At 47.3% G+C, this 17,371-nt stretch carries 11 protein-coding genes and 1 riboswitch; all 11 genes read right to left on the reverse strand.

Annotated elements, in window-relative coordinates:
- Positions 1–11: 11 nt before the first annotated feature.
- The 11 genes from O9139_RS23780 to O9139_RS23830 all read right to left on the reverse strand — a co-directional run bounded on the left by O9139_RS23780 (position 12) and on the right by O9139_RS23830 (position 17,165).
- Positions 12–1,103 carry a GGDEF domain-containing protein gene (locus O9139_RS23780; protein ID WP_270884244.1) on the reverse strand — a complete coding sequence of 364 codons (1,092 nt, stop codon included), beginning with the start codon at positions 1,101–1,103 and terminating at the stop codon, positions 12–14.
- A 255-nt stretch (positions 1,104–1,358) separates the two neighbouring features.
- Positions 1,359–3,647 (reverse strand): 5-methyltetrahydropteroyltriglutamate--homocysteine S-methyltransferase, encoded by a 2,289-nt coding sequence (gene metE / locus O9139_RS23785; protein ID WP_270884245.1) that lies wholly within the window; start codon positions 3,645–3,647, stop codon positions 1,359–1,361.
- 154 nt (positions 3,648–3,801) lie between these two features.
- Positions 3,802–4,009, reverse strand: a riboswitch (cobalamin riboswitch).
- A 290-nt stretch (positions 4,010–4,299) separates the two neighbouring features.
- Positions 4,300–4,557, reverse strand: a complete 258-nt coding sequence (locus O9139_RS23790) for a hypothetical protein (RefSeq protein ID WP_270884246.1) — start codon at positions 4,555–4,557, stop codon at positions 4,300–4,302.
- A 260-nt stretch (positions 4,558–4,817) separates the two neighbouring features.
- Positions 4,818–5,906, reverse strand: a complete 1,089-nt coding sequence (locus tag O9139_RS23795; RefSeq protein WP_270884247.1) for a hypothetical protein — start codon at positions 5,904–5,906, stop codon at positions 4,818–4,820.
- 177 nt (positions 5,907–6,083) lie between these two features.
- Positions 6,084–7,373 carry an amino acid permease gene (locus O9139_RS23800; protein ID WP_270884248.1) on the reverse strand — a complete coding sequence of 430 codons (1,290 nt, stop codon included), beginning with the start codon at positions 7,371–7,373 and terminating at the stop codon, positions 6,084–6,086.
- A gap of 200 nt (positions 7,374–7,573) precedes the next feature.
- On the reverse strand, positions 7,574–10,237 hold the full coding sequence (locus O9139_RS23805) for a glycosylhydrolase-like jelly roll fold domain-containing protein (protein ID WP_270884249.1): 2,664 nt from the start codon (positions 10,235–10,237) through the stop codon (positions 7,574–7,576).
- Positions 10,238–10,313: 76 nt separating this feature from the next.
- Positions 10,314–11,906 (reverse strand): type 2 periplasmic-binding domain-containing protein, encoded by a 1,593-nt coding sequence (locus tag O9139_RS23810; RefSeq protein ID WP_270884250.1) that lies wholly within the window; start codon positions 11,904–11,906, stop codon positions 10,314–10,316.
- 73 nt (positions 11,907–11,979) lie between these two features.
- A complete protein-coding gene (locus O9139_RS23815) occupies positions 11,980–12,849 on the reverse strand; it encodes a carbohydrate ABC transporter permease (protein ID WP_270884251.1) in 870 nt (289 codons plus the stop codon).
- A gap of 2 nt (positions 12,850–12,851) precedes the next feature.
- Positions 12,852–13,733, reverse strand: coding sequence for an ABC transporter permease (locus O9139_RS23820; protein ID WP_270884301.1), 882 nt, complete (start codon positions 13,731–13,733; stop codon positions 12,852–12,854).
- Between the two features lie 174 nt (positions 13,734–13,907).
- Entirely contained in the window at positions 13,908–15,482 is a 1,575-nt protein-coding gene (locus tag O9139_RS23825; protein ID WP_270884252.1) for a response regulator, read from the reverse strand.
- Positions 15,483–15,524: 42 nt separating this feature from the next.
- Entirely contained in the window at positions 15,525–17,165 is a 1,641-nt protein-coding gene (locus tag O9139_RS23830; protein ID WP_333742844.1) for a sensor histidine kinase, read from the reverse strand.
- Positions 17,166–17,371 lie beyond the last annotated feature (206 nt).

The following is a 17,371-nucleotide window of genomic DNA, read 5'->3' on the forward strand; positions in this document are numbered from 1 at the left end:
TCATGATTTACTTACCCTATTACCGTTTTATTTTTGCCCGTCTTCTTGGCGTTGTATAGCGCATTATCTGTCCCAGAGAAAAAATCGACTTTGTTCATATGGGATTGATACGTTTGCATCCCGATACTAATCGTAACTTTCTCACCACCAAGCTCCGGGTGGCTTTCTTGCGCGATGTCATTGCGAATCCGCTCGACGATGTCAAAAAGCTGTTCCTGCGTCTTCTCTACGCATATAATAGCAAATTCTTCTCCACCATAGCGAAAAGCAAAGTCGTTGGGGTCCAAATGCTGTTGAATCTTCTTAGAGACGAAAGCAATAATCGTATCTCCTGTACGGTGTCCAAACTGGTCATTAATTTTTTTGAAATTGTCAATATCCAGAAGAGCCAGATGAACTGGAATTTCCGTATGCTGACGCAACGCTAGTACGCTGTCCAGATATTCATGAAACGAACGGTGATTATACAGCTCTGTAGCCGGATCAATACGGTTCAGTCTTTCCATAAACGCATTTTGCGTTTGCAAATCTTGCTTTTCGATCGCTACATGAATGAGTCTCTGTGCAGTCTGAAGAGCTCGCGTCATTAAATTGTAGATGATCAAAGCTGATGCAATCAATAGGGAGATAATCATAATGATGTCTGCTGGCGCAATGTCAGCACGGATTCTTGATGAAAAAGCAAGAATAACGAGTAAGTTCAAAATGCCTAGCGCACAGGAATACACGATCAGATTTTTCCTATAAAAAAATAACGAGACTTGAATGGGCAGCACCAGCAAATAAACGCTCATCGGCATATCTTGCAAGGTAACGATCACGATGGCTGCTAATACATTGAGCCCCGTTAACAGGGCAAACTCATTGTTCTTTTTAAGCATACGCAAAACAAATCCAAGAATGCCCATCGTCGCTGCCATCGCAGCAGCAGGCAGCACGATGGTGCCAAGAACGAATGTCAGGAGCGGTTTACTCGTAAAAAACAAATCAAGACTAGTCGCTGCAACATATAAAATCAGTAAGTACCAGCACGATTTCAGAATTTCTTGAATCAATAATTTTGTATCGAGGACTTGCTCGTTGGATTGCCGTTTATTATGCATGAATGATTATCTCTATGCCCCCATCATGATAATTTGATTCATTACCTATTCTACTCTATGATTGCTCTGAGAGCGTTAATTATTTGTAAGGCGAAGATTAAATATTCATGAGAATTTGTTCACTATAGGTTGAAAAAAAGAAAAACGGCTGAGCAAGGATGATCCTTGATTCAGCCGTTTTCGTATATTCCCAGGTGATTACTTGACCTGGTTGTGCGTCCTTACGGTAACTCACCGTGGCCATCATCCGCCGTATTAAACAAGCGAACTATATTTCTCACGGGCAAGTTGTGCTGCCGCCACCATATTGCGCAAGGAAGCGACGGTCTCTTCGCTCCCGCGCGTCTTTAACCCGCAATCCGGATTAATCCAGAACAGCTTCGGATTCAGAACACGCAGCGCGCGGTCAATCATGCCTTCCATCTCCTCCACACTCGGCACGCGCGGACTATGGATATCATAGACGCCAAGGCCGATGCCCAGTTCATAAGTGTTTTCTTCAAAACTGTGAATCAGTTCGCCGTGACTGCGGGACGTTTCAATCGAAATGACATCCGCATCCATCGCCTCGATAGAATCGATCATGTCATGGAATTCGCAATAGCACATATGCGTATGGATCTGCGTCGTTTCTTTTACGGTGCAGGTCGTGATTCGGAACGCTTTAACCGCCCATGCCAAATATTCAGCCTGGTCCGCCTCCTTCAGCGGCAGCCCTTCGCGAACCGCCGGCTCATCCACCTGGATCATCCCGATGCCTGCATGCTCCAGACTTTCGACCTCTTGTCTGAGTGCAAAAGCAAGCTGATAAGCAACCTGCTCGCGTGGAATATCATCACGAACGAACGACCAGTTCATAATCGTGATCGGTCCTGTCAGCATCCCTTTCACGGGACGTTCCGTCTGGGATTGCGCATACACGGTTTCCGCGACGGTCATCGGCTCGGCGAAAGCCACATCGCCATAGATGACCGGCGGCTTGACGCATCGTGAGCCATACGATTGCACCCAACCGTTCTGCGTGAAAGCAAAGCCCTCCAGCTTCTCCCCGAAGAACTCGACCATGTCGGTTCGCTCGAATTCGCCGTGCACAAGCACATCGATTCCGATCTCCTGCTGCAGCTTCACCCAGGTGTCGATCTCCTCGCGGATGAACGCATCGTACTGCTCATTGCTCCACTCGCCCTTGCGCCACAACTGACGCGCCTTGCGCACCTCGGCTGTCTGCGGGAAGCTGCCGATCGTCGTCGTCGGAAACAGCGGCAGCCTCCACTGTGCCTGCTGATCGGCATGACGCTCGGCAAAAGGCTTGCTCCGCTGCGGCTCCTGACCCGCTACGGCGGCGACAACCTCCTGCACGTCACGGCGATTGCGCGCAGCTGAATCTTTCAGCTGCTTGAGCGCTTTGTCCGCAGCTTGCAGCTGCTCACGAACAGCGTCCGCCTCCTGCGTAATCGCCTTCGTCAGCAGGACGAGCTCATCCAGCTTCTCGTTAGCGAAGGCTAGCGCGCCTTGCAGTTCTGCAGCGAGCTTCGTCTCTCTTGCAGTAGAGACCGGCACATGCAATAGGCTGCAGGACGGCTGCACGAACAGGCGATCGCTTGTAACAAGCTCACCCAGCTCTCCCAATAGAGCAAGCTTCTCGTTAAGGTCAGCGCGCCAGATGCCACGTCCGTCAATAACACCTGCGCCAAGCACCTTATCGCTTGGAAAGCCGTATTGACGAATATGGCTCAAATTGCCGCTTTGTCCGTGTACCAAATCAAGCCCAATCCCTTTCACCGGCAATGAAACGATGTCTTGGTAGTTCTCAACCGCTTCAAAATAGGTCTGCAGCATGATGTTGAGCGATGGCACCGCGGCAGTCAACGTCGCATACACCTTTTTCAACCGTTCGACATCCTCAACAGACAGCTTCGTCACGAGAATCGGCTCATCAATCTGCACCCATTGCACGCCTTCAGCCGCCAGCTCGCTAAGCACTTGAACGTAGAGCGGCAGTAGTTTATCCAGCCATGTATCCGTCTCATTCGCCGCAAATCCTTTCGACAGCTTGAGGAACGTAAGCGGACCCACGATAACCGGCTTGCCTTCGATACCGAGCTTCTCCTTCGCTTCGCGATAAGCCTGCAAGGGCTGATTCTCTGTCAGTTGCGGTTCCACGCCGCCTAGCTCCGGCACGATGTAGTGGTAGTTCGTATTGAACCACTTGGTCATTTCGCTTGCTGTCGCCTCTTTTGTGCCGCGCGCAATACCGTAATAGACGGATAGCGGAACAATGCCACCCTCGTACTGAAACCGTTTCGGCACGATACCAAACATGACAGCCGTATCCAAAATATGGTCATAGCGGCTGAAATCATTGACTGCAAGGAGATCGATTCCTTTCGCTTGCTGGATGCGCAAATGATTAAGCCGGATATCTTGCAATTGTTGTGTGAATGTTGTCTCATCAATTTTACCTGCCCAGAACCCCTCAAGCGCTTTTTTCCATTCCCGATCGACGCCAATGCGCGGGTACCCCAAATTGCTGCTGATTGCCATCAAGTCATTCCCCTTTACTCATTCATATTATTAGTCTGAAACTAAAAACAACAAAAGACGTCTTCCCTGTAAAAGATAAGCATGGGAAAGACGCCTTCATAATCGTATTTTTATGACGGATCATCTAACACCTTCCCTATCTCCCGTAGGTACTGCAGTGCTGATGGAACAGGCAGGTCTCCTGGCTCCGGAATCCTTATAGGGCAGCAGCCTTCCCGATCTTGGACCGATCAGTGGCTCAAAGCGCTGCCTACTCCTCCGTTACAGTGGCGGGACCGCGGCGGTATTGCACCGAACTTCCCTCTTAAGTCTGGATTGGCAAGCGAGCTCGTCAGTCAGACACCTGTTCCGAATATGCAATTGGCTTTCTTCTTGATAAAGATAAGGTAACATATCCGAAAAGATCTAACATAATACCTAATCGTTATATCTGGATATAGCTTTTAGCTATAGCGACACTAAAAAAACCTCCGCCAAAGGCGCAGGGGGTAATCTCGCATGCAACGATATTCAGTCCAGCCGCCTCAATCACGCATGGACGTAGTAAAGGTCTGTCGTCAGCTGTTTAAAAGAGAAAAAGAGTCAGGCCCTTGGAGGGCTAGCTCTTTTTGGGGGTTGCGCAGTTCTGTAATGCGGTTCGAAAAGCGCGTAACTATGTAGCAAATAAATATATAATCTGTACTACTATCAATGTCATACCGACAACTACGAGAAAATAGCCAATTACTTTGATAAGCTTTAAATCAAATGCGGAAGGGTTTCCTGCTTTTTGACCTGCGAATCCATGATTCCAGGCAAAACGCGGCTTAATTACACTAATCAATCCAACGATAATTGGAAACAAAGAAAAAAGCATCGATGCACCTTTCATATCAAAAAGCCCAATTATGATCGGGAGGTAAACACTCATCACATAACAACTTATGATTGTGAACTGCACCTCTGTTTAATCCAAATATTGCATTGTTTTCTTCCATTACAGGAATACCCCTCCTTGCTCGGGCTCTAAAGTTCGACACTTATTCAATTGCTGTTGAATTTCTTGGGGATCGCTTAACCCAATAAATTCCCCATAGCCTTCAAGTTATCCTTTTCTTTCCTAAAATACGACGCTGCAACCCAATAACCAGAAAAAAAGCACCGCTCCGCACAGGGAACGATGCTTCTCCTTTATTCATTCACAGCTGCGCTGTCTGCATTGACATCGTCAGCAGCTGGCTTTTGATGCTTATCTTCCACGAACTGTTTCAACTTGTCAGTCATGCCGTCTTTCAATTTGCTGATCAAATCGTCTTCGCTGATGCCTTTAGCAGCCGCGATGTCAGCAATGGATGTTCCCGCGTCCAGCTGTGTTTGCAGCTCATCCTGCGTAATTCCAAGAATCGTTGTCAGCGAATCAAAGCCCCTGAAACCAAAACCTTTATCGCCATGGCCGCCCTTGCCACCTTGGAAGTTGCCGCCGTCTCTACCGCCAAAACCTTTGTTCTCCACCTGATTTTTTACACGTGTCGACAAATCGGTTTTGAACTTATCCGCTTGGTCTTGTGTCAGTGTGCCAGCCGTTACCTGTGCGTCGATGGCTGTCGTTTCTGCGGCCACCAGCTTCGCCACGAAATCATCTTCGCTCAAGCCCGCTGCTGTTGCCAGATCCAGCAGGGTTTTGCCACCGTGCAAGGAAGTCTGGAGCGCGCTCTCGTCTGTGCCCAGGATCGTTGCCGCTTCTTTTAACAGATTGCCTCCGCGTGCGCCGTTCATTCCTTTGCCACCTTGGAAGCCGCCGCCGTCTCTACCGCCAAAACCTTTGTTCTCCACTTGGCTTTTGACACGCGTTGACAAATCGGTTTTGAACTTATCCGCCTGGTCTTGCGTCAATGTGCCCGCCGTTACCTGTGCATCGATCGATGCCGTTTCTGCAGCCACCAGCTTAGCAACGAAATCATCTTCGCTCAAGCCCGCTGCCGTTGCCAGATCCAGCAGGGTTTTGCCGCCTTGCAAGGAAGTCTGGAGCGTGCTTTCGTCTTTGCCCAGGATCGTTGCCGCTTCTTTTACAATGCTGCCACCGTGCGCTCCGCCCATGCGGCCCCCGCGATCTCCAAAGCCTCCGCCAAAACCGTGGCCTTTCGCCGCCGTTTGTGTTGTCGAGGTGCTGCTATCTGTTGCGGCGAATGCCTGATTATGTAAAGTTCCCACGAAGCCAACGCCGAGTACGAAGGATGCTGCGATTGTTCCTGCGATAATTTTTCTGCTAATTGCTTTCATATTGATTACCACCTTTTCGGTTATGTTGTTGTTTACATGACTAATCTTACCCCCCTTTCCTGAATCTCCTCTGAGCGTACACTTAAGAAATGATGAGCGTTTCCTGAATATGGGCTGAATGTCGTCCACTTCGCTCCAAACACAAAGAAAAAACCGCGCTGCAGCGCGGTTTATCTGTTATCTTTTTTTATGAGATTGAACAAAATATGACATAACAATAATTAGAAGTATTCCGAATGTTATCAATGTACCGACATAAGTGTTCGTTATAATGGCACCAACTAGAATAGCCACTAGGGCGAGCAGCGCAAATCCTGTCGAACATTTAAAGCCGTTTTGTTTGATATGCGAGATCACAAGAAAGATCCACACGATCATGACCGTGTATCCCGGTAAAACCATTAAATAATCGAACGTGTTTCCTTTGGCAAAAAAAGCTACAATGACACCTATATATAGAAAAAACGTGCTGAATAGTAACGCCCGAATGGGGACATTATGTTTCGATAGTACGCTAAAATATTTTGGCGCGTTTCCTTTGACAGCTTGCTCGTAAAGCGAACGACTTGATGAATACATCCCCGTATTTGTCGCCGATAACACTGCCGTTAAAAGCACAAAATTCATTATGGCATCGACATAGGGAATGCCCGCTTGCACAAAAACCGTAACGAACGGACTCTGTGTCGCTTCGGAAAGTTTCACCCATGGAACGAGGCTCAGCATGATAAAAATCGGGAAAATATAGAAGACCAATATACGTACGACGACGCTTCGAGTCGCTTTGGGAATGGTCTGTTCCGGGTTTTCTGTCTCTCCTAGCGTCATTCCGATCATTTCGATTCCACCGAAACTAAACATGACAACAAGCATCGCTGAAACCATCCCTGATATGCCGTGCGGGAAAAGCCCGCCGTGAGCGGTCAGGTTTTGGGTTACATCATGCAACGAGTAATGCGAGCCTAGAACAAAAAGCCCCAATAAAACGAATAAAATTAAAGTGACGATTTTGATTCCGGCAAGCCAATATTCGGTTTCCCCGAAGATTTTGACTTGAAAGAGGTTAACGGCCGTCAAAACGATCGATCCGATAAGCGCCAAGATCCATAACGGAACGTTCGGGAACCAAAATGATAGAAAGGATGAAGCGGCAGCCATTTCGGCGGCCATCACAAGCACCCAATCCAACCAATATATCCACCCGACCGTATACCCGACACCTGTGCCTAAAATGGGTTCAACTAAATCCCGCAAGCTGGTTGCCGTCTTATTATTCAGGACAAGCTCGGCCAAACAACGCATAACCACAAGCAGCAAAAGGCCACCAACCGCGTAAGTAAGCAGTACGGATGGCCCAGCCATTTCAATGGAAGAACTTGACCCTTTAAAAATTCCCGCTCCAATCGTTCCACCAAGTGTCATCATTAAAATATGACGCGGCTTCAGACTTCGTTTCATTCCGCTCATGTAAAAACTCTCCTCATCTGATCTGTTCTAAGTTAGTCTCAATAGCTAAATAATACAACCTTCATAGTATGAGCATAAAAAGGTTAATGCAAGAGTGCGCCAGCTGTTAAATCTTGACGTCCAAAATTTAACGGGGACAACGCTTAACGAGCTAATAAAAAAGAGGCCTTGCGGCCTCTTAATAAACCCAAACATTCGTGTTAATGTCCAGCGGAAACTCCAATTACTCGCACTGGGCCCAGGAGTCCACTCGGCTCCTGCTGTGCAAATGCAGACAGGAAATCGTGTTGTTCTTTCGCCAATGTATTCGTCACTTCAATAACCAATTTATTATTGCCCTTCGCAATTAATCCATTTATCTCTAAACAGTAAGGAGGGCAGATACGGACTCCCGCTTCTTCACCATTTAACCATACTTGTGCTATCTCATAAACCTCGCCCAAATCTAATAGCGCTCGGTTCGCCGACTCTTTCCACTCAAATTCAATTTCATAACGGAAGGTACCTGTAAATCTTGGCAAATAGTCCGGTCCACTCATATTTGTTAAAGCTGTCAGCTCCCCCCATCCCTGAAAATGCGGATAATGCTCCGCCTCAGAAAGGGATAGGGTCCATTCACCTTGCACATGAAGCTCGCTACCCCATGCATACTCTGTCTGTGCATCAGAACTATCAAGGTCTGCGCCATGCAGCAATAGGATCGACTCATACGGATGAAGACCCACTTCCACTGTAGACGCGCCGTTTGCCCCCCCATGTTCTTGTAACTTTGTCAATCGATTCAAAAATGCATTATAGGCATACACCTCGCCTTGAACAGGCAACGTAATATTTCTACGAATAGCTTGGTGCGGATGTTCATTAAAAAACATGAACACATCCAAACCGTCATGCCTATAATGGTAGTTCCGAAGATACGGCTCGTATGCGTCGACAGTAATCTCATAATGTCCGTCTGCTATCAATTCTAGCGCCAGCTCGTTTAAAGCAACAACTCTCACCCTAGAATGGTTCGCTAGACTGTCCAATTCGGCGGAAACGTCGGTACCTTCGCTTGAACGAATCGGCAGCCCGTCAACAAAGCAAAGAGCTAGCCCCTGTTCGGCAAATGTCGCCAAACGCCGAATCATCGCCGCCGGAATCGCTTCTGCATAGGGCATAATCAGGCATCCGAAATCTTCGTTATTTACATACAGCTTGTGATCTCTCACGCTAGCTGCATCGAGCAAAATATCGATGGGCAGGACATCGCAGTCGATTTGATGCTGCATCAATTGCTTCACGGGCTGATGAAAATACATCGCTTCCCCCGACCATTCTGCCTCAGCATGATACAAGACAGCCACAGACGCCACGTGCCTTCCGCCAGAAATTAGGTGACTGATTCGATTCATATATCGGTTCAAATGTTTATAATATCGGTACTGCGGATTTCTTCCGCCGGCATACATATGCGGTGGACAATCCGGATCCGGAAACGCCTTCTGGGTGAAGGCATGCGGGACGAAATAATTGACACCCCGAACCAGCATATGGTCTGTAATCCATTTCATCAGCTTCAAACCTTCTGCCCAGCCATACGCCCCGTACACTTCACACATCGTCCGGCCTTGTTTTCTTGGATCGACATGCCCTAGGGATACACCAAGCTTAGCGAGGCCATAATGGAAGAATTCCCCATCCGTATCACCACCCGGCTTGCTAAATGATAATTCATCAAAACCCGGAACGATCTGCCACAGCACCACATCGAGCCCCGACATATCCTGCCCCCAGAGCGACCGGAAGAAATGTCCGGCACCGGGGCCAAGCCTGGCGTGCACGTTGTTGTCTTCCAGCACATGTCCGATATATTCTACTCCGCGAGCTCTGCACCATTCGCCAATTTGACCGCAAAAGTTGTCTGCATAGAGCTTGCTGACGATATTCATATAGGTGTAACGCACGATATGGGACTGTTCGCCCGCATCGTGCCAGAGAAGATAAAGGTGCTTACGGTAATCCTCACCTAACGCCTGCTCAAGCAAGGCTGGCACTTCATTGCTCCATGGAAGCGGCACTTTCGGTTTCCCGGGTTTTGATTGAAAGTCAAAGGTCGTCTTATCGTTATAAAATCCAGGCTCATCCGAAAAAAATCCGGCAAACGTCTGGCCAAAATCAGCCTTGTAACGTTCATATACGGCCTCATATACGGTATCGAGCAGAATACGAACGGAGTCCCGATCTATCGGATTCAAATAATCATCCTGCTGCTGACTGCCGCCATCTTTATTTTCTGTAATCATAAATACACGCCAGTACCCTTCAGGGATATCCCAATACAAGATTCCGTCGTGCGCAAGGTCGGTGATGTCCATACAATCGCGAAGCAGCGATCCATTAGAAGGATCACGGCGGACTGCGACGACGGAGATCAGTTTATTGCGGCCTTTTGCATGCTCGGGCTGAGAGATTGTCGGTCGAAGCTCACGCATTAGTAAGGTATCCAGCAATAGAGACGCTCCTTGTGCGGGACCGAGGGTATCGATATAGCGTTCAGCCAGAAATTTACGATGAAGCTCTTCCGGAGCCTCTTTCACTTTGCCCGCCGCATGACCGGTTGGAAAATGGTCGTCATCCAACAACCATACTTTCATGCCACGCTTTCGCGCTTCATCCATAATAATGTCCATATCCATCCACCATTTCGGTCCGAGGAAATCAGGGTGAGGACGAGCCTCGATGCAAACGGCCCCGATGCCAGATTCATGTACACGAGCCATCTCTTCGCGGATCACCGATTCTTCCTCACCATGCTGCCAGAGAAAAGGAAGGATATAATTATGTTCTTGCCCCTCAAGTACCTCCTGAATACGATTACTCATTGTAGCCCCCCTGTTATGGATTGAAATAATCCGCCCGTCTTCAATTAGAAGCCGAGCGGATCTCACCGTTCACCTTTTATTTCTTCACTTTGGCATACCATTCTCTCGCGCGCTTCGTAACCTCTTCACCGCCCGATTTATTCCACTTGTCTACAAATTCATCGAATTTGCTGATCGGATACTGCCCGGTAATGATCTTGCTTGCGTACTCGATATAGAGCGTGCGATTGTTGATATCCGGGAAGCCGTCATAGACGCTGGCCGGCATGCCGTCTCCAGCAATGACCTTGGCATACTTCTGGGCATCCTGCATGATTTGAATCGTTTGGTCAATCTCCCACATCCTGTCTTCCGATGCCGTACTTTTCAAGAGATTGCTCGTGAAATCAAGTGTGGATATTTTGGCATAAGGATCAAGTATGAGATTCTCTTGCGTGCTTTTGTCATCCGGAAGCTTAACGGCCTTGCCATCTTTCATGGTATAATGCATACCTTCGACACCAAGATATAAGGCATTCCAATTTTTCTTATCGTACATATTGTTCAGTAATTTTAAAGTCGCCATCAGCTTCTTCTGATCCTTATTGTTCTTCACGACCCACGCAGGAGGTGTGAACCGCTTCCATGTATAGAAGCCTTTATAGCCTGGAACTTCAGGCAATGGGAGGGAGGCAAAGGTTCCCTTCACACCGCTGCTCTTTTTCAAGTTATCCAAATAGAGATTCGTCTGCTCTGCCCAATGGAAGTAGTTTCCTGCCCTATTCGCTGCAACCTTGCCATCCCACTTCGCCTTATCATTCAGAAGCGATTCTTTATCGATTAATCCGTCTTTGTACAGCTTGGAGATGAATTCCAAGGCAGCTTTCATATTCGGAGATACTGCTGAATAAGTCAGCTTGCCGTCATAGATGTCCCAATCCGGATAACCTTCAAACATGGCCACACCATACATCGCAAACAGATGGTCCATCCAGCGCGCTTCCTGACGGCCACCGGTCGGAAGCTCATCTTTTTGGCCATTGCCATTCGGATCTTTATCCCTGAATGCTTCCAGAACCTTGACATAATCATCTTGCGTCTTCGGCATTGGTAAGCCCAGCTTGTCAAGCCAATCCTTACGAATCATGCCAGAGTATCTTCCATAATCCACCATCCCGGGGATATAATAAATTCTACCCTGACCGGTAGGGTCATTCGCTTTCACAACATCCCACATATCCTTCGGAATGGCTTCCCATAAATTTGGCGCATATTTCGGCAGCAGGTCGGTCAAATCGGCGATAGCTCCGTTTTTGGCCAAACTATTTTCAATGCCCTGTTGAGGTAAGAACAAATCCGGCATTTCTCCGGATGCAATCTTTAGATTCAACTGATTTAAATAAGCCGTCCCTCCGTTCCACTCTACGTACGGGCTGATCACACCTACGCCTAGTTTTTCTTTATAAAACTCGTACAGTTTGCTGCCTTTGGTGGTTGCTTTATACCCAATGTTGGTTCCCCAAACTTCGATATCGACAATATCTTCTGCTTTCGAAGAGGCTTCCTTGCTCGGCGCAGCCGATGAAGTCCCTGCACCTTCGGAAGGATTCGTTGTACCCGCACAGCCTGTCACGACTGTAAAAGCAAGCGCGCTGACTGCTGCGAGTAACCCAAGCTTCTTGATTACCATACCCCTGTTTCCCCCTATGATTTATATGATTAATTGTATGCTATGGCTAAAAAGCCGTAAAACCGATGTGAAATTAACCTTTTACCGAACCGAGCATAGCTCCTTTAACGAAATATTTTTGCAGGAAAGGATAGACCGCCACGACAGGAACCATCGCAAAGATAACCGTTGCTGCTCGAAGTGTACGCTCATTATAAGCTAAATCAGCGGTGGATACGGCTCCCGTAATCAAAACGTTATCGTCGGTGATGAATTGCCGAATCTTGATCTGCAGCGGAAACAAGTTCGTGTCCTGCAAGAACATCAGCGGGTGCTGGAACTGGTTCCATAACACAACCCCATAGAATAAAGCCAATGTGGCTAGCACAGCTTTGGAAAGCGGAAGTACGAATTGGAACAGCATGCGGAAATATCCGCAGCCCTCGATAAAGGCTGCTTCCTCCAACTCCTTGGGAAACTGCTTGAAAAAGGTTCGCATGATAATCAAGTTAAACGGATTCAAAATATGAGGAATAACAAGCACCAAAGGGTTATTGTACAGTCCGATACTGCGCACGGTCAGAAAATAAGGGACAATAGGCGCTTTAAAAATCATCGCAATGACGACACCGACCATGATCACAGGTCCCCAGCGAAACTCCGATTTCGACAGCGGATAAGCTAGAAGCGCTGTGACAAGCAGCGCCAGAATCGTGCCAATCACCGTCGAGCCCAGCGTCAGGAAGAACGACTTCCACAGGTCGGGGCGATACATCATGAAATCCCAGGAAGCGAGGGTAAATTCTTTCGGCCAAATCGTAACCAGATTCAGGTCCACCATCCGTTTCGAACTGAACGAGGTCGAGAGGACGGAAAGCAGCGGTATGATGGCGATAAGGGATACGAGCAGGAGGATCATTGTAACGATGGAACCAAATAATTTTTCTCCTCTGGATGCAAGCATAGTTACCATAGCCCCCCGTCTGAAATTTTTCTTGATAGCCTGTTAAACGTGTAAACTAACATAAATCCAATGACGGACTGGAATAAACCGACGGCTGTCGCAAAGCTGTATTGCGCTTGCTGAATACCTGTCCGAAACACGTACGTATCCAGGATATCGCCCACACTGTAAGTCATTGGCGTCTGCAGATTGAATACTTGGTCAAAGCCGAGATCCAGGAAGTTGCCAATTTCCAGTAAAAGCAAGACCAGCACCGTAGGTAGCAACAGCGGAAAAGTAATGTGGCGGATTTGCTTGAATCGGGAGGCTCCGTCCATCATCGACGATTCGTACAACTGAGGATCGATCGAACTGATGGCTGCCATATAAACGACAGTTCCCCATCCCGCATCTTTCCAGATAGAAGTAAGTACATATACAGTGCGGAAATAGGAGCTTTCTTGCATAACGAGAACGGGATCATGATGGAACCAACCGATGATCACGTTAAACATGCCGCTTAGCGAGAACAAATCAAAGACAATGCCGGCTACAATAACCCACGAGAGAAAATGGGGAACATACAGGGCTGTCTGAATCCCTTTCTTCAGCGCCGACCTCCTGATTTCATTGATCATGAGCGCTAGCAGCACGGGCACCGGGAACACAATCACGATTCGCAGAAATCCAAGCACCAGGGTATTACTGAACACTCTGATAAAATCCGGGTAATGAAACAGCGTTTCGAAATTTTTGAAGCCTACCCAAGGGCTATCCAGAAAGCCTTTGAATACAGAATAGTTTTGGAAAGCGATTACGGAACCGGCTAGCGGAATGTACTTAAATACGATCAGAAAAGCGATTCCCGGTATGGCCATGGCATAAAGCGGCCAAAACACTTTCATTCGATGGTTCAACTTGATTCCCCCTACTCTCTAGTTGCATGTATTCGCTTACACTTACTATACCTGCGGGGGCAAAATTGCTCAAAGGGTCGTTTTTAAGTATTTACCGGGTCATTTTATAGAAATAATAAAAAGCCCATTGCCTCCAAAAAAGTGGCGAATGGGCCTTTGCTTTCAATTTTTCAAGGCGTTCTTCCGGTACTCACTAGGCTTGAAGCCCGTTAGTTTCTCAAACTGTCTGGCGAAATATGGCGTATCCGAATAACCCACCGTCTCGCAAATCTCATACACCTTAAGATCCGTCTTTTCCAACAGTTCTTTAGCCTTATTAATTCGAATTTGGGCAAGAAAGTTCAAATAGGTGTCCCCTGTTTTTTGTTTGAAAAGTTGACTTAAGTAATAAGGATTGATGAAAAATTTCGTGGAAAGCTCCGCCAAACTGATGGATTCATTATAATGTTCTGTCACGTACTTCTTAATTTCAGCAATAACATCTTTCTTCTTAGTCATATTATGCTTCAACTTGAAGTTAATAATTCCCTGAATAACCTCAATCATCCAGACCTCCAGACGCTCAAGGGTCCGAAACCGTGAGATCGCCTCCAATGAAAGAATATGCCGTCCCAGAAGCTCGTTCTGCTGCAGCTGTTGAAAGGACATCTTACGCACACTGGATAATAAAATATTCAAGCACTGCAACTGGAGGTCAGTCGGACTTATATGGCGCTCTGCCTCCATACGCCGGAAAATTTCGCGAACGAGATTCACACATTCCTTCTCATTCGTATTGTCCAGAGCAGCCTCGAGCTTCTCGATAAGCTCTTCCGGAATGGTGAGACGCCCGCCCACCAAATTCATCATATTAGCGTATGAAATAACAGCCCCGTCTCCTTGGATAACCTTGTAGCTTAATGCTTGACGGGCTTCTTCGAACGATAAGCTGATCTCGACGGCTTGTTCCTTGGCAGTACCCACGCCGACGGTCATTGTTTTCTGCAGCTCTCGAAATACCTCCTCTTTCAGGTTATGCATGGAAGGAATGAGCTCGCTGTCCCCTTTCCCCTTGCTAGTCGTTAATAAGATAGCAATTTGAAAGGCGGAATAACGGAATCTGAACACGCCTTGGCCCTGCTTCTTTAGCAATTGATCCATCCGACCGAATAACCAATTCAGCTCCTGTTCCGTCAAAGCACTTTGGCTATTGTCGAACTCCAACAGTGCACAGGCGTACCCGGTTTGTTCCATCGGAATATGAGCTAACCGCAGCAACTCACCCACATAAATGGGGTTATCACTTCCGGCATCAACGATGTCACACATCGTGCTCTCCAGCATGCGGTTCTTAAGAAGATCTAGTTCTTGCTTTTTAACATGTTCTTCTCTAATAGCCTCCATCACTTTACATACACAGTCACGCAGCTCCTCTTCTTCCACGGGCTTATTCAAGTAGAATTGTACGCCCAACCGCATGCCCTTGCGGGCGTATTCGAAGTCAGCGTATCCGCTCAGCAGAATAAACTTCGCCTGGCAACCGGCATCCTTCAACTTCGCGATCATTTCCAAACCGTCCGCTTGGGGCATCCGGATATCGGTAATTACGATATCCGGGCTGCAAGCTGGAATCAGGCTTACACCTTGTACACCGTTATAAGCTTCACCTACAATTTCGCATTCCGGGATATAACGGCTAATTATTTTTTTCAAACCGTCAACAATGCCTTTCTCATCATCCACAAGGAAAACTTTCATACGAAGATACCTCCGGTTCTATGTCGTGACTCCGGGACTGAATTATCGTTTCGGGATATGAATTTCGATCGTCGTGCCTTTGGCTTGGCCGGAAGCAACATTTAGATAATAACGATCGCCGTAATGTAATTTGATGCGTTCTGCGATGTTCTTAAGACCCAGCCCCTTGCCCGCCGATTCTTCCGTGGGTTCCATCTTAAATTTAGCCGTCTCCGCCTCTTCGATCAAAGTGAACAGCTCCTCTTGCTTGTCCTGAGCCATGCCGATGCCATCATCTATAATCCGAATCAAAATGCCTTCATCCTCCGTCCAGGAACCGTCGATAACAATATTCATGGACTGATTGTAGTCTACGAAGCCATGACTGATACTGTTCTCCACAATGGGTTGAAAAACAAGTGGAATGATGCTGCACGCCAGCATTTCATCCGTAAGCCTGATGTCCAGGCGGAACCTATTATCGAACCGGATATTCTGAAGCTTCAAGTAATTAATGGTATAATCCAATTCATCTTGGATAGAATGTTTTCTGCCTTCCTTGTTAAGAACAAGCCGGAACATGCGGGCAAGAATTTTAATCATATCGGCAACTTCCTCGTCCTCTTTCACCAAGGCCTTCATGCGGATAGATTCCAATGTGTTATAGAGCATATGAGGGTTGATCTGATTCTGAAGGGCAAGGAACTTGGCTTGCCGCTGTTTAATCTCCGCCATATAAACATCCTCGATCAATGTCCGAATCGTTATGATCATATTGTTATAGCTTTTGACCAGACTGCCGATCTCGTCATGTGACTCAACCCTGTCAATTGGCATATATTGACCGGCCTCCGCTTGCTTCATGCTTCGCCGCAAGCTTTTGATCGGCTTGGTAATCGCATAGTTAAGCCCAAGAGAAACGAAAGCCATAATGATAAACCCTGCCAGGATTACAATTCCTGTTACGGCCTGAATCTTCCGAACCCTGAGCAACAGCTTCTGACGGGGAATCTCTGTCTTAATAATCAAGTTGCCTAACTTCGTCCCTCCCGTGATGACAATGCGTTCCTTGTCGCTCATATCCTGGGTATAATTAATTCCGGAATCCAGCACATACTTCCAGGATACCCGGCCGCTAGCTGCATCAGAGTGATATACGGTCTGTCCTAGCGTATCGCTGATGATTACACTCATATCATATTTATCGCGAGCCAATACAAAATCAGGATTCGGCGCCAGCAGCGTGAACGGATCTAGATCCAGAAGCAGCCATCCGGCAAACGCTCCGTCTGCAGTGAGCAGCACCCTTCCCACAGTAACAATCGCGCCGACTCCCTTATCCTCGTAATAGGAACGATCATGTAATCCCGTCACAAAGAACGTATTATCCGAGTTTCGAGGCTGTTTGTACCACTCTTTCGACAATAGAGCGCTTTCATTCACTGTGCTTGTTGTATTCGTAAATTGATAAACCGTATTATCGGGGCTTACAAGCATAACGTTACTGATCTCTGGCTTGAGCAGAGCAACTCGCCGCAATGTGCTCCGGACGGTTTGATTCTGGGTGATTAGCTCGTCCATCGACATATTCTTACTGTTCCTTAGTTTGGCGATAAAATCTTTGTCTACTAATACCGATTTGGTTATTTTGTCGTATTCTTGCATAAGCTGATCCAAGGAATTCTCGATTTGAGATGTGTACAAAGTCGCAAACTCTTGGGAAGAATCCTCAAGTTCGGCAACGGATTGGGTGTAGATTAAAGTGCTTACAATAAGAACTGGAATCACGCAACCTAATAAATACCCACCCATCAGCTTATTCTGGAGCCTCATATTGCTAATTGTCGACATGGTTCTTCGTATTAGGTGGCTGTGCAGCATTTTACGTCACTTCCTCGGCTGGATGTCGT

The sequence above is a fragment of the Paenibacillus aestuarii genome (assembly GCF_027789125.1).
GTDB classification, from domain to species: Bacteria; Bacillota; Bacilli; order Paenibacillales; family NBRC-103111; genus Paenibacillus_E; species Paenibacillus_E aestuarii.

Coding starts and splice junctions, on each gene's coding strand:
- O9139_RS23780 (WP_270884244.1), bottom strand. CDS start 1,103: ATGCATAATAAACGGCAATCCAACGAGCAAGTCCTCGATACAAAATTA.
- metE (WP_270884245.1), bottom strand. CDS start 3,647: ATGGCAATCAGCAGCAATTTGGGGTACCCGCGCATTGGCGTCGATCGG.
- O9139_RS23790 (WP_270884246.1), bottom strand. CDS start 4,557: ATGAGTGTTTACCTCCCGATCATAATTGGGCTTTTTGATATGAAAGGT.
- O9139_RS23795 (WP_270884247.1), bottom strand. CDS start 5,906: ATGAAAGCAATTAGCAGAAAAATTATCGCAGGAACAATCGCAGCATCC.
- O9139_RS23800 (WP_270884248.1), bottom strand. CDS start 7,373: ATGAGCGGAATGAAACGAAGTCTGAAGCCGCGTCATATTTTAATGATG.
- O9139_RS23805 (WP_270884249.1), bottom strand. CDS start 10,237: ATGAGTAATCGTATTCAGGAGGTACTTGAGGGGCAAGAACATAATTAT.
- O9139_RS23810 (WP_270884250.1), bottom strand. CDS start 11,906: ATGGTAATCAAGAAGCTTGGGTTACTCGCAGCAGTCAGCGCGCTTGCT.
- O9139_RS23815 (WP_270884251.1), bottom strand. CDS start 12,849: ATGCTTGCATCCAGAGGAGAAAAATTATTTGGTTCCATCGTTACAATG.
- O9139_RS23820 (WP_270884301.1), bottom strand. CDS start 13,733: ATGAAAGTGTTTTGGCCGCTTTATGCCATGGCCATACCGGGAATCGCT.
- O9139_RS23825 (WP_270884252.1), bottom strand. CDS start 15,482: ATGAAAGTTTTCCTTGTGGATGATGAGAAAGGCATTGTTGACGGTTTG.